The 13,067-nt window shown below is 58.4% G+C and carries 14 protein-coding genes; 3 read left to right on the top strand and 11 right to left on the bottom strand.

Translation table 11 applies throughout. The features are described 5' to 3' along the window. Window positions 1-248 precede the first annotated feature (248 nt). The 10 genes from secE to E0E20_RS10475 form a co-directional block, all read right to left on the bottom strand. Complete coding sequence (gene secE, locus E0E20_RS10515) at window positions 249-461, bottom strand: preprotein translocase subunit SecE (RefSeq protein WP_130838160.1); 213 nt, start codon at window positions 459-461, stop codon at window positions 249-251. Window positions 462-484: 23 nt separating this feature from the next. After that, a complete protein-coding gene (rpmG, locus tag E0E20_RS10510) occupies window positions 485-649 on the bottom strand; it encodes a 50S ribosomal protein L33 (RefSeq protein ID WP_278045075.1) in 165 nt (54 codons plus the stop codon). Window positions 650-737: 88 nt separating this feature from the next. After that, on the bottom strand, window positions 738-1,991 hold the full coding sequence (gene glf, locus E0E20_RS10505) for a UDP-galactopyranose mutase (RefSeq protein ID WP_130838183.1): 1,254 nt from the start codon (window positions 1,989-1,991) through the stop codon (window positions 738-740). Between the two features lie 17 nt (window positions 1,992-2,008). Next, window positions 2,009-3,469, bottom strand: a complete 1,461-nt coding sequence (locus tag E0E20_RS10500; protein ID WP_130838158.1) for a TrkH family potassium uptake protein — start codon at window positions 3,467-3,469, stop codon at window positions 2,009-2,011. A 38-nt stretch (window positions 3,470-3,507) separates the two neighbouring features. Then, a complete protein-coding gene (gene trkA, locus E0E20_RS10495) occupies window positions 3,508-4,869 on the bottom strand; it encodes a Trk system potassium transporter TrkA (RefSeq protein WP_130838157.1) in 1,362 nt (453 codons plus the stop codon). A 20-nt stretch (window positions 4,870-4,889) separates the two neighbouring features. Further along, entirely contained in the window at window positions 4,890-5,492 is a 603-nt protein-coding gene (locus E0E20_RS10490) for a hypothetical protein (protein WP_130838156.1), read from the bottom strand. Continuing rightward, window positions 5,489-6,094 (bottom strand): ATP-binding cassette domain-containing protein, encoded by a 606-nt coding sequence (locus E0E20_RS10485; RefSeq protein WP_130838155.1) that lies wholly within the window; start codon window positions 6,092-6,094, stop codon window positions 5,489-5,491. Before E0E20_RS10485 ends, E0E20_RS10490 begins: the two co-directional genes overlap by 4 nt. A 73-nt stretch (window positions 6,095-6,167) precedes the next feature. Next, window positions 6,168-6,299: a hypothetical protein gene (locus E0E20_RS14355; RefSeq protein ID WP_278045073.1), complete on the bottom strand. Its 132-nt coding sequence runs from the start codon at window positions 6,297-6,299 to the stop codon at window positions 6,168-6,170. 80 nt (window positions 6,300-6,379) lie between these two features. Beyond that, window positions 6,380-8,389, bottom strand: coding sequence for a ferrous iron transport protein B (gene feoB / locus E0E20_RS10480; RefSeq protein ID WP_130838154.1), 2,010 nt, complete (start codon window positions 8,387-8,389; stop codon window positions 6,380-6,382). Beyond that, complete coding sequence (locus E0E20_RS10475) at window positions 8,389-8,616, bottom strand: FeoA family protein (RefSeq protein ID WP_130838153.1); 228 nt, start codon at window positions 8,614-8,616, stop codon at window positions 8,389-8,391. The genes feoB and E0E20_RS10475 overlap by 1 nt, the downstream gene beginning before the upstream one ends. Before the next feature lie 116 nt (window positions 8,617-8,732). On the opposite strand from E0E20_RS10475, the gene E0E20_RS10470 reads away from it, so the two are divergent. After that, on the top strand, window positions 8,733-9,875 hold the full coding sequence (locus E0E20_RS10470) for a helix-turn-helix transcriptional regulator (RefSeq protein ID WP_130838152.1): 1,143 nt from the start codon (window positions 8,733-8,735) through the stop codon (window positions 9,873-9,875). Here E0E20_RS10470 and E0E20_RS10465 read toward each other — a convergent pair. Then, window positions 9,793-10,560 carry an ABC transporter permease gene (locus E0E20_RS10465; protein ID WP_130838151.1) on the bottom strand — a complete coding sequence of 256 codons (768 nt, stop codon included), beginning with the start codon at window positions 10,558-10,560 and terminating at the stop codon, window positions 9,793-9,795. The two genes, E0E20_RS10470 and E0E20_RS10465, sit on opposite strands and share 83 nt — an antisense overlap. 271 nt (window positions 10,561-10,831) lie before the next feature. On the opposite strand from E0E20_RS10465, the gene E0E20_RS10460 reads away from it, so the two are divergent. Both E0E20_RS10460 and E0E20_RS10455 read left to right on the top strand, forming a co-directional pair. After that, a complete protein-coding gene (locus E0E20_RS10460) occupies window positions 10,832-12,127 on the top strand; it encodes an O-acetylhomoserine aminocarboxypropyltransferase/cysteine synthase family protein (protein ID WP_130838150.1) in 1,296 nt (431 codons plus the stop codon). A gap of 333 nt (window positions 12,128-12,460) precedes the next feature. Continuing rightward, window positions 12,461-13,039, top strand: a complete 579-nt coding sequence (locus E0E20_RS10455) for a TetR/AcrR family transcriptional regulator (RefSeq protein WP_130838149.1) — start codon at window positions 12,461-12,463, stop codon at window positions 13,037-13,039. The last annotated feature ends 28 nt before the right edge of the window (window positions 13,040-13,067 follow it).

The raw sequence follows: 13,067 nt of genomic DNA, 5'->3' as shown, positions 1-13,067 counted from the left end.
GACGCATCGAGCGTCTCCTCTCCCTCGGCCTCCTCGCGGACAGCGGGAGTCTCCTCCCCCTGCGTCAGAACGCGCTCTGCCTCCGCCTTTTCAATATCCGCCGCTTTCTTTGTGAAATCCGGACGCCTGATCTCCCTCACCTCGGGGAGAACGCCCGCTTTCACGCGAACCCCGGCTGTCTTTCCCGTTTTTTTATCCGCCATTGATCCTGCTCTCCTCTACTGAATCTGACTGACTGCAGTTTCCTCTCAGATGCTCAGAAGGTAGTCGATCAGTTTCTGGGAGCCGAAATCGATCAGCACTATAAGAAGTCCGGCAATGACGCTGACGGTCAGCACCGCAGCAAGCTGTTTCCAGATGGTATCCTTCGAGGGCCAGATGATTCTGCGGAACTGCGCCTTTACGCCTTTCGCAAATTCCCTGACTTTGGACTCGCCGGCCTTACTATCGACTTTAGCCATGTGATCTCCTTCCGGAACCAGAATTACTTCGTTTCCTTATGAAGAGTGTGCTTTCTGCAGAATCTGCAGTACTTCATGGTTTCCATCCGCTCCGGATGATTCTTCTTCTCTTTGGTCATATCGTAGTTGCGGCGCTTGCACTCAGTGCAGGCAAGAGTGATTTTGGTACGCATTCTATTGTCCTCCATGCAGTGATAAATTGCTCGCGGTTTCACGCAAAACAAAAGAGCCGTCCGGCTCCACATGAGCCACTTTAGCACAGTTCCTCCACTCCCGTCAAGAAGTTTTCCGCGGAAAAGAGCCGTCCGGGGCGCACCTCGGGCCATCCTGCCGGGCCGCCGTCAGTGCGGCGCGGATCACCTTGTCCATATCATAGTAGCGGTACTGCCCCAGCCGTCCGCCAAACAGGACGTTTTTCCTCTCCCCGGCGAGCTCTCGGTAGCGCGCGAAGAGCGCATCGTTCCGCTCGCTGTTGACGGGATAGTAGGGTTCCTCTCCCGGCCGCCACGCCGCGGGGTATTCCCGGGTGATGACCGTGCCGGGAATCGCCTCCCCCGTGCGGGAATCTTTTCCGAACTCAAAAAATTTGTGCTCGATGATCCTCGTGAACGGGACCTCGCGCTCCGTATAGTTCACAACGGCGTTTCCCTGATAATTGTCCGTGCCCGGCAGCTCCTCCGTCTCAAAGCGGAGCGACCGGTATTCGAGCGGGCCGAAGCAGAAATCGAAAAACGCGTCGATCGTCCCCGTATATACCAGACGGCGGAACGTGTCTTCGCCGATGCGCCACCCGGCGGCCGCGCCCGCACTCTGCAAAGCGCCGTCTGGCGTTTCCTCCCCGGAGAGCTCCTCCGCCGCCGTGTGAAAATCGACGCCGAGCCTGACCGGGATCCCCTCCAGCATCCTCTCCACCATCGCCGTGTAGCCGCCGATCGGAATCCCCTGATACAGATCATTGAAATAATTGTTGTCATAGATCATGCGGAACGGGAGCCTCCGGATAATAAAAGCCGGCAGCTCCGTACAGGGTCTCCCCCACTGTTTCTCCGTATAGCCGCGGATCAGCTTTTCGTAAATATCGCGCCCTGCAAGAAGCAGCGCCTGCTCCTCGAGATTCCGGGGCTCATAGCCCGCAGCGCCGCCCGCGATGCGCTTCCTCTCCTCGTTTCTCTGCGCGTCGATGATGGCCTGCGCCTCCGCCGGCGTCTGGATATTCCACATGCGCGAAAAAGTGTTCATATTGAACGGAAGATTGTAAAGCTCCGTCTTCCACCGCGCAACCGGCGCGTTGACATAGTGATTGAAGACGGCGAACTGTCTGACGTAATCCCAGACCTCTTTGTCCGACGTATGGAAAATATGCGCGCCGTAGCGGTGCACATGGATTCCATTCCGCTCCTCGGTGTAAATGTTGCCGGCGATATGCTCCCTCCGGTCGATGACCAGACAGCTCCTGCCCTGCTTTTTCTTTTCCCGTGCAAAAACCGCGCCGAAGAGCCCGGCTCCCACAATCAGATAATCATACTGCATAGTAATCGTCTTTCCGCTCACTTGAGCCTGCGCCACGTGCTCTTAGAAAACAGCACGAGAATCGGGAAGATTTCCAGACGTCCGAGCAGCATGTCCCCGATCAGCACCAGCTTCGACAGCACGCCGTATGCGTGGAAGTTGGAGGCCGGGCCAACCTGATCCAGCCCCGGACCGATGTTGTTGAACGTACACATCACCGCCGAGAAATTCGACTCGAACGAGAAGTCCGATTCCAGCGAAATCACAAGAAAGCTCAGAATCAGAATAACGACATAGGCCGAGAGATAGGCGTTCGTGTTCGCCATGACCTGCTCGCTCATGTTCTGCCGGTTCACGCGGATCGACTGCATCCGCTGCGGGTGAAGCACCTGATGAATGTTGCGGCGCAGCCCCTTGAACAGAAGCAGCACGCGGGACACCTTTATCCCGCCGCCCGTGCTGCCCGCACAGGCGCCCACAAACATCAGGAAGAGAAGTATCGCCTTGGAAAAGGTCGGCCACTGGCTGAAATCCTTTGTGGCAAAGCCGGTCGTCGTGATGATGCTGGCTACGGTGAACGCGGCGTGATGTCCCGCCGAGAGGAGGCTGTCAAAGGAGCCGTGCACATTCCATGTGATCAGCGCGATCGACGCCAGAATGATCACCACATAGCAGCGCAGCTCCTCGTCCCGCAGCACCTCTCTCCACTCCCGCCGGAGCAGAAGATAATAGCAGGTGAAATTCACGCCGAAAAGGATCATGAACACCGTGCACACGCCCTGCAGATAGGGGCTGTACGAGGCGATGCTGTCCCCCCGTATTCCGAAGCCGCCGGTTCCCGCCGTGCCGAACGCCGTACAGACCGCATCAAAGACCGGCATGCCTCCCGCCAGCAGAAGCACAACGTCGAGGACGGTCAGGACGATATAAATAATATAGAGGATCTCCGCCGTCTCCCGCATTCTCGGAACGATTTTTCCCACATTGGGTCCCGGAGATTCTGCGCGGAGCAGATGCAGCGTAAAGCCGCTGTTCCGGCCGCTGAGCGGCACGATGGCCAGCATGAAGACCAGCACGCCCATGCCGCCGACCCAGTGCGTGAAGCTCCGCCAGTAGAGCAGACCGTGCGACATTGCCTCGACATCCGTCAGGATCGAGGCGCCTGTCGTCGTGAAGCCCGACACCGTCTCGAACAGCGCGTCAATGTAGTTCGGGATCTCCCCGGAGATCACAAACGGCAGCGCCCCGAACGCGGAGAGGAGGATCCAGCCCACGCCCACGCAGACCAGCCCGTCCTTGGCATGAAACTTCCGGGACGTCCCGCGGGTCGCAAGAAACAGGGCTCCGACAGCCGTCAGCAGAATCACCATCGTGAGCGTCAGCGCTTTCGCCGCCGGATACTCGTGAAAATACAGGGCCACAAACTCGGCCGGAACCATGAACACCGCTTCGATTGCCAGAATATAGGCGATGATACGGCCCATCAGCTTGAAATTCATAACCGGAAAATCTCCCTCTCACGTACCGCGGCGCGCCGTCAATCGACAAAGATATCATTCAGAGAATACAGCACGGTATCCCCATTGCAGACCACCACCACCGAATCCCCCGGGCCGAAACTCGAGGAGCCGCCCGGAATCACGGTTTTCATTCCATTTGTAATGCTGGCGATCAGAATATTTTTCTTAAGAGAAATGTCTTTCAGCGGGGTGTTCAGATGACGCGTCGTTTCGTCCGCAATAAATTCGATGGCCTCCGCCTGATCATTGGCAATCTTGTGGATGGTGACCGCCGCCCCCTGTTGATTGTGCATGGCGCGGACATAGCGGACGATGCTGCTGCCGCACAGCTCTTTCGGACTGATAACGCTGCCCACCGGGAGATCGTCAAGCACCGTCGCATAGTCGAAGCGCCCCACCTTGGTGATGACCTGCGGCACGTTCTTCTTATGGCCGTAAAGAGAAATCAGAATGTTCAGTTCATCGAGGCCGGTCAGCGTGACGAGCGCGTCCGCCTCCTCAAGCCCCTCGTTTTCAAGAAAGGCCGGCTTACTGGCGTCCCCCTTCACAATGGTGGCATCCGGGAGAAGCCCCGTCAGCTCACAGCAGCGCTCCTCATCATTTTCAATGATCTCGACGGAAATTCCCGACTTGCACAGCCGCTGCGCAAGATAATAGCTGAGCCTGCCTCCGCCGGCGATCAGAACGCTGCGGACCCTGCGCCCCGGCATGCCGATGCTCCGGAGCAGCCCCGCCAGCGTATCCGTGGTGGCCGTGATAAAGATGCTGTCGTCCTCCATCAGCACAAAATTTCCATCGGGCGCGATCATACGTCCCCCACGGAGCACGGCGCAGACCAGAACGCGCACCCCCGTAATGCTTTCCAGACGGCTGAGGGGAACATTGCACAGCACGCTGTTCCCGGCGATCCGAAGCTCCACGATCTCGACCCGTCCCTTGGCAAACATATCGCATTTAAGCGTTCCGGGGTAGCGCAGAAGACGCTCGATCTCATGCGCCGCCTGCTTCTCCGGATTGACGATCAGCGACAGCGCAAAGCTCGAGCGCATCATGTAGGCCTGCTCCGCGTACTCGGGGTTGCGGATCCTCGCGATGGTGTGGAGTCTCGGGTTCATGGCATGCGCCGTCATGCAGCACAGGAGGTTCACCTCGTCCTTGCCGGTGACGGCAATCAGAATCTCCGCATCCTCGACGCCGGCCGCCCGGAGCGTTTCCATAGTCGCTCCGTTGCCCCGCACGGTGATCACGTCAAACTGCTCCATGGTATTCTCAAGAGCCTGTTCATCCGGATCGATCAGCGTGAGATCATAGCCCTCCCGCGACAGCTGCTTTGTCAGCGTGGAGCCGACCTTGCCGTCCCCGGCAATCAGTATTTTCATTTTTCTGTCCTCTGTTCCCGTCAGTCATCCCGCGCGTCGTCGTGGAGGAGAAACTCCTGTCCCGCGCGCAGCTCTTCCTCTGTCATATTGAGCGCATCCAGAATATATTCGTCCACCTGCGCCAGAAACGTAGTATAATCCCTGTTTTCGGATTCGTCCACGCTTTCATCGCTGTACACGACCGCCTCACCCAGATCGTGATAAATTTCGCGCAGTATGATGCTGGCCGGAATATAGTCCTGCCCTCCGTCCTCTCCCAGCCGCTCCTTTTCATAGCGCTCCGCGCGGATCGCACGGTCCGCATGGCAGAGCCCCTGCAAAGTGAGCGGCGTCTCCAGTGTGAAGCTGTCCACCGAAAGGCGGTGTTCCTCAATGTAGCTCTCCAGACTCTCCGCCGTGACGCCGTAGCCCAGATAGCGCCGGATGACAGATGCCTCTTTCTCATTCACACGGCCGTCGCTTCCGGACAGAAAAAGCACGTACATGAGCATATCGCAGTTAAAAGAGGTGAGAAAATCCATTCTTCCCCCGCTGCGGTATTTCAGTCCGAGTTCGGTCTGATCCAGTCTCTTCATCAGCTCCCGCATGACGCCAATGCGTCGTTTCAGTCTGTCTCCGATCAAAGCTGTCCCTCCCCCTTATGCCATACGCGTTCGTGCTCTGTCATATCGATCACGGAATCCGCTCCCATCAGCCGCGGCTCCTCTGGGTCGTGCGTAACAAGAATCACGGTCCGTCCTTTCCATTTCGCGGTAATATAATCAACCGCCTTCTGCCTCGTGTCCCGGTCCAGTCCGCGGAACGGCTCGTCGAGAAGCAGCAGATCCCCGTCAAAGAGCACCGCGCGGAGAATGGCTGCCCTCCGCCGCATCCCGCCGGAGTATTCGCTCACCGGCCTCTCGTCTGCCGGGAGTCCCACCGCAGCAAGCGCCTCCCGCAGCTCCTGCCGCGTAAGTCCCGGATTCGCGAGGCGGATGTTGGCGGAAGCGCCAAGACCCATACACAGTCTGTCCTCCTGAAACACCATCGAAAGACGTCTCCCGGAGAGGCCGCGCAGCTCGCCGCCGTCCGGCTTCTCAAGCCCCGCCAGAATCCGGAGCAGCGTTGTTTTCCCCGCCCCGGAGGCCGCCATAACCGCAGTCGTTCTCCCCTCGGGAAATTCGGCGGTAAAGCCGCGCAGCACGTCCATTCCGCCGTATCTTTTCACCAGCTGACTGCAGATCATGCCGGCACAGCCCCTCCCTACATTCCGCGCCGCCGTCCATGCGCAGAGCGGATCATCCGATGTTTCGCGGCACTTACCGGGTAAACGCGCAGATACGCTCGTCCGGCTCATTGCTCGCGGGAATAAAAAAGCCGGGCACCGCCGCGCCGGTCTCCGGCACGCTGTGCTCCCGACTATTGTAACGCAATTCCGAAAAGAAATACATCCGCATCCTGCAGCGGCAGCGTCCGCACACTCGCAGCCCGCACAGAGCACGGCGGCACAGTCCGAAAAAAGCGGCCGCACTCACATAAACAGGCCGGCAATGTGATAGGTCAGACAGGACAGAAGCAGCGCAGACGCCACATAATAGGTCCCGATCTTCGCCGTCCACTTTGCGGAGTGCGTTTCATGATACGTGGAAACCACCGCCTGCAGGCAGGGAATATTGAATGTAACGGCAACGATGAACGCCAGCGCTTCCGCTCTCGGGATCATCGAGGCCGCGATCTGCGCCACGCTGTCGGAGGCTCCCGTGAGTCCCATCGTCGTGTCGATCACGCTTCCGCTGTTCGCAAAAATCGCCGAGAGCACGCCCAGCACGGCCTCCTTGGAAACCGTCGCCGCCGCAAAGGACATGAACGTCTGCCAGCCCATGCCGAAAAAGCGCGATACTGGCTCGATCCATATCCCCGCCTTATACAGGATGCTCCCCTCAATCCCCGACGGCGAAGCGCTGAGGAGGTAGAAAATAACGCACACAACGATTTCCACCGAAAACGCTCTCCGGAACACATCCCACATGCGCATGAGCGAATTTCTGAAAATAAAGCCCAGTCTGGGCCGGTGATACGGCGGCAGCTCCATGATGATACCGGTTCTCTGCTTTGCCGGATTGAGCCGGCGCCCGAATATTTTTGCCGTCACGATGATATGCAGAAACATGACGGCAAAGATGAGCAGCATGACGAGCACGCCGCCCACGCCGCCGAAAAAAGCGTTCGCGAGCGTCGGGATCACGACGAACGTCGCGCCGCAGGGCACGGCCCACGCGACGGCGATGGTGAGAATTTTCTGCCCGTACGAATCGATCACCCTTGCGCCCGAGGCGCTCCCCATGGTGCAGCCCAGTCCCATGAACATCGGCATGATCGCCTTGCCCTGCAGCCCGATCCGGCTCATGGAGCGGTCAAACACGTAGGATACTCTCGCCATATATCCGACCTCCTCCAGAACGCCCATCACAAAGCTCATTGCAAAAACAAAGCCGGTCATGGCGACAACCCATCCGAGCGCCGTGACAAGCGTCGCCTTTACAAAATGAATCGTCCCCGCCGATACCCCCGCCGGGCCGAGCGTTCGGTCGAGCAGCGGATTGAGGAGCAGCGGAATCGCGCTCCCGAGACCCATGAGCGGCGCGGCAACGATCATCGCGCCCAGCAGCGCGGCGACCGACATGCCGAACGCCAGCCACGGGCCGCTTCGCGGACCGATCGCGATCCGGTCAAAGCGGCTGAGGATTTTATCCTCATTCCTTTCCTGCGTCACGACGCCGTCCAGCAGCTCCCCGATCCAGTCAAAACGGATGCCGCTGACATACAGGGCGCCTCTCCCGTCCGGGCGGACGGCTTCCGCACCCGCTTCTTTCAGACGGCGGAGCACCGAGGCATCCTCTTCCAGCATTTTGCCGGCAAGCCAGCAGGCCGGGAGCCGCTCGGTCGTGATGCGCTCTGCAAGGCGCAGACACGCCTCGAACTCCTCCCCCTTTTCGCCCTCCTCCATGGCGGTCCAGAGCTTCGAGGCAGCGAGTGTTTTCCCCTCTGCGGCCGCCCGCTCCAGCAGCTCTTTGAGGCCGTCGTAGGCTTTTTCATCGGATGCGTTGAGGCCAAGCACGGGGATCCCGAGCCGGTCGGACAGCACGTCTGTATCGATGCATTTTCCCTGCGCCTGCGCCACATCCATCATGGTCAGAAGCAGAACCGCCGGCGTGCGGATACCTGCAAAATCAGCCAGCATGTACATGCTCCTCTCGAGCTGCGACGCATCGGCGAGCACACAGACCAGATCCAGATCATTCTGCGCAATATAATTCCTTGTGACGATCTCCTCATCCGAATTGGCGGACAGACAGTACGAGCCGGGAAGATCCGTGACGCGGTAACGGACCCCGTTCCGGACAAAAAAGCCCTCTTTCTTCTCCACCGTCTTTCCCGGCCAGTTTCCCACATGCTGACGCATCCTCGTCAATGTGTTGAAAATCGTCGACTTCCCCGAATTCGGCTGCCCCAGCAGAGCGATTGTGATCAGCTTTTCCATCAGGCCCGCACCTCCACTTTGATATGCTCCGCCTCTTCCCGGTTCAGAGCGATCATCGTGTCTCTCCCATACACCAGCAGCGGCCTGCACTTTATATTCTGAAGCATCTTTACTCTGCATCCGATGTTCAATCCCACGGACATGATCCTTGAAAGATACCGTTTATCACCGGATACATCCATGATGACGCCCTCTTCACCGTCTCTCACCTTTGATAAAGCCACCATTTCTCTTTTCCCCTTTGACTTCCTGCGCAGCCTGTCGGAACAAATTGCCCGGATATTTACCTGAATATTGCCGAAAGTCTTGCCATTTACCGCGAGTTATTTTACGCTAACTATTGATGGGAATCCATGACATTCTGACAGAAAAGGACATTCTGACAGCGGAGCCGGGGAAAAATCACGCCGATGCCATGAACGAAAAAACCATGAGCTGCCGGGAAAAGGACTGGGAAATAAAAAAGGACTGGAAAATAAATTGGAAGAAAGGCGGAAGCTGCCGGTATGAGGCGGAGCACGGTTATTATGAAATAACCGCTTATCCGTTCCTACCCGGCTTCTATGTCCTGCTGCGTGAGGTGCACGCGCTCTCCGTTCCGATATGGCCGGTATTTTCTGATGAGAAGGTCATTCTCCTCAATTACTGCATCGAGGGAAGCTGCGAGTTTTCTCTCTGCGGCGGCCGCTTCAACTGCCTCCGGAACGGCTGCCTGTCTTTCGGATCCGCCAGAGTCTCCGGCGGCTTCGTCTATCCCTCCGGATATTATCTTGGCTTTGAAATTCTGATCGTCCCCTCCATGATAAGCGTAAGCGCCGAGACGCAGCGCACACTCGGCATATTCGGCATAGAGTGGAAAGCGCTGACGGAAAAATACAACGCTTCCTCCGACTTCTATCTCGGAACCTGCGGCCGGGCGATGCAAAGTCTGTGGCTGGAGCTGTATATCCGGGGTCACGGACAGACCGCGCTCACCAGGCTGAATATCCTGAAAATTCTCTATCTCATGCAGAGCGGTCAGGAATTGACCGAACTGGTCAGCGGTTTTCTCGCAAAAAAACAGAACGATATCGCAAAATCCGTCTGTTCCCTCATCGAGCGTGACATCAGCTCACATATTTCTGTGCGGTCCATGGCAGAAGCCTACGGTCTCAGCGAGTCCAGCATAAAAAGCTATTTTTCAAAAGTCTACGGCAAATCCATTTCCGAATACCGGAAAGAACAGCGGCTGAAACATGCCGCCGCACTCCTCGCCGGCAGCTCCGCACCGGTCTCCGACATCGCCGCGGCCTGCGGGTACGGCAATCAGGGCCGTTTCTCCCGTCTGTTCCGGGAATACTCCGGCATGAATCCGCTGGATTACCGGAGACAGGCCGAAGACATACCCAAACCGGAATCGCGCCTCACGGCATGCGGGCGAGAAATCTTCCCGCCGCGCGCAGAACCTGCAAAGACAGCTTCTCCAGAAGCACCGCGCAGAGAATGATCCCCAGCGTCCATGCAAAGAGGTCCGCCGTCTCCAGATAAACCTTGGCCTGCTGAAGCCGCTCCCCGATCGAGCCATCCGGCATCCCTATGACCTCTGCAGCCGCCCCCGCTTTCCAGCAAAGGCCCGCCGCCGTGAGCAGCGCCGCCTCATAATACGGAAGAATCTGCGGCAACACAATGTAACGGAACCTGCGTCCCGGCGGAATCCGGAACAGCTCCGCCATCTCCTCCAGCAGCGGATCGGCGCTCCGTATTCCCTCCAGTGTGTTCTGATAAAAGACCGGCAGTCCCATCAGAAACGAGATCAGCACCGAAAGACGCTCCGAACTGAACAGGATCAGCGCAAGAATAATGAACGAGACGACCGGCACGGCGCGGATCACAAGCATGAGCGGGGCAAGCAGTTCCTCCGCTCTCCTCTGGCGCGAGGAGAGAAGCGCGAGCCCTCCCCCCAGCAGCGCCGAAAGAACAAAGCCCAGCACGATGCGGAGCGAGGAATACAGGATCGCTCCCCAGAATGCGGGATTGACCGCAAGCGCCAGAAAGCGTGCAAGCACGCGAGACGGCGTCACGAAGAAAATCGGCTGTCCCGCCGCCGTCCCCGCGATCTGCCACACAAGAAGCCAGAGCAGCACCGCCCAGAGACGAATGGGCATCCCTGTTTTTTTTCTATGTCTCTGCATCTCCCGTTTCCTCTGTCCGCGCTCCGAACACAAATGATACCGCCATGGCAGCGGCAGCTTCCGCGCCGGTGAAAATGATATTTCACACAGCCGGGGGAGCTCCCGTACCCGGCCCGGCCCTCCGTAACGATATCATGGAACAGATCCGCAGGAAAATCAACGGCAGCCGGTGCGGTGACATTCTATTCCATTTCACATCAAAACCGTCTGTTCCTCTGCCCCGGAGTTCTGCTATACTGTATCAAATACAGCTCAGGAAGGAGCATACACTATGTCGGACGAATTGCAAATCGGTACACGCTGCGTACAGGGCGGTTATCATCCGGGGAACGGTGAGCCGCGGGAAATCCCCATCATTCAGAGCACCACATTCCGCTATGAGACCAGCGAGGCCATGGGAAAGCTCTTTGACCTCGAGGCGTCGGGCTACTTCTACTCCCGCCTGCAGAATCCCACCTGCGACGCGGTTGCTGCGAAAATCGCCGAGCTCGAGGGAGGAAGCGCCGCCATGCTGACCTCCAGCGGTCAGGCCGCCAATTTCTTTGCCGTATTCAACCTCGCGGAGGCCGGCTCCCACATCGTCTCAAGCTCCTCGCTCTACGGCGGAACCTATAATCTGTTCCATGTCACCATGCGCAAAATGGGGATTGAATTCACCTTTGTCCCGCCCGACTGCACGGACGAGGAGCTTGCGGCGGCATTCCGCCCGAACACAAAGGCCGTCTTCGGCGAGACCATCGCCAACCCGGCGCTGACCGTTCTCGACATTGAGCGCTTCGCGGCGGCGGCTCACGCCCACGGCGTCCCGCTCATCATCGACAACACCTTTGCCACGCCGGTGAACTGCAGGCCGTTCCTCTTCGGCGCCGATATCGTCACCCACTCCACGACCAAGTACATGGACGGGCACGGCGCGGCCGTCGGCGGAGCCATTGTCGATTCCGGGCGCTTCGACTGGCTGGAGCACGCCGACCGCTTCCCGGGACTGTGCACGCCGGATGAGAGCTATCACGGCATCACCTACGCCGAGCGCTTCGGAAAAGAGGGCGCCTACATCACCAAGGCGGTGGCACAGCTCATGCGGGATTTCGGAGCCATCCAGTCCCCGCAGAACGCTTTCCTCCTGAATCTGGGGCTTGAGAGTCTCCATATCCGCATGAAGCGGCACTGCGAGAACGCCCTTGCCGTGGCGGAGTTCCTGCAGAATGATCCCCGCATCGCATGGGTCTCCTATCCCGGACTTCCCGGCGATCCCTACCACGCGCTCGCGGAAAAATATCTGCCGGACGGAAGCTGCGGCGTCGTCTCTTTCGGCGTAAAGGGCGGGCGGAGCGCCGCGGAGAGCTTCATGAGAGAGCTCAAGATCGCCGCCATCGAAACGCATGTCGCCGACGCGCGGAGCTGCTGCCTGCACCCGGCGAGCTCAACGCACCGGCAGATGAACGACGAGGAGCTCGCGGCCTGCGGCATCGGCGCCGATCTCATCCGCTACTCCTGCGGTCTTGAGGATGCGGCCGATCTGATCGGCGATATCCGGAACGCGCTGGACCGCAGCTGCGAAAGCTGATTTCTCCCCGCACAGACCAATTTTTCCTGCACCGCCCGGATGCCGGCCGCGTACAGCCCGGAACGTCGGGGCTGCCGCGGTCCGCCGTCAGGGCGGTGCATTTTTTGCGGGCATTTTTCACAAAATTCCGAAACGATTTTTGTTGTTTTAGTTTCTTTACGCAGGAAACCAATCTGATCTATGATAGTTTCCGACAGATTTTTCCACGCAAGCCGGCAGCACCCGGACGGCACCTTCATCACTGTCGTACGTCTCCGGCCCTGATCGCAGAGGAGAATTCGCCTGCGCGAAATGCTCCCGCGAGTGCCGCAAAAGCGCGGCAGAGGAGAAGATATGAGCGCTTCAAAAAAAGAAACCCGGACCCGGATCCTTGAAGCCACGATCCGGATCTTCAACAAAAAAAGCCTGAAATTCACGATGGACGACATCGCCTCCGAGCTCTCCATCAGCAAGAAGACGATCTACACGTTTTTCCGGAGCAAGGAGGAGCTCTTCTATTCTGTCGCCGACTATTGCTTCAATCAGGTAAAGGAGGCGGAGCGCGAGGTTCTGGAACGCCCCGGTCTTTCCACTCTCGAGCGTCTCCGGGCTCTGCTCGCCGTTCTTCCGGGCCGCTATCGGGAAATCGATCTCCGGCAGCTCTACGTTCTTCGGGACAGATATCCGGAAATTTTCCGCCATGTCGAGAAGCGTCTCAGCAACGACTGGGAGCCGACCATCGAGCTGCTCCAAAAGGGCATGGAGGAGGGCGTCATCCGCCCCGTTTCGATTCCGCTGTTCAAGGCGATGTACGAGGCCGCCGTCGAACAGTTCTTCCAGCGCGATATTCTGATCCGGGAGCAGCTTTCTTACAGCGAGGGATTGCAGCAGGTCGTGGATATTCTCGTGGACGGCATCGCGGCAAAGCCGTGATCCGGCGCTGTTTCTGAAAGAAAGGATT

Origin of the sequence: Lachnoclostridium sp. Marseille-P6806, assembly GCF_900625025.1 — a bacterium.
In the GTDB taxonomy this organism is placed as follows: domain Bacteria; phylum Bacillota; class Clostridia; order Lachnospirales; family Lachnospiraceae; genus CAG-791.
This window is presented reverse-complemented; position numbering and strand designations above follow the sequence as displayed.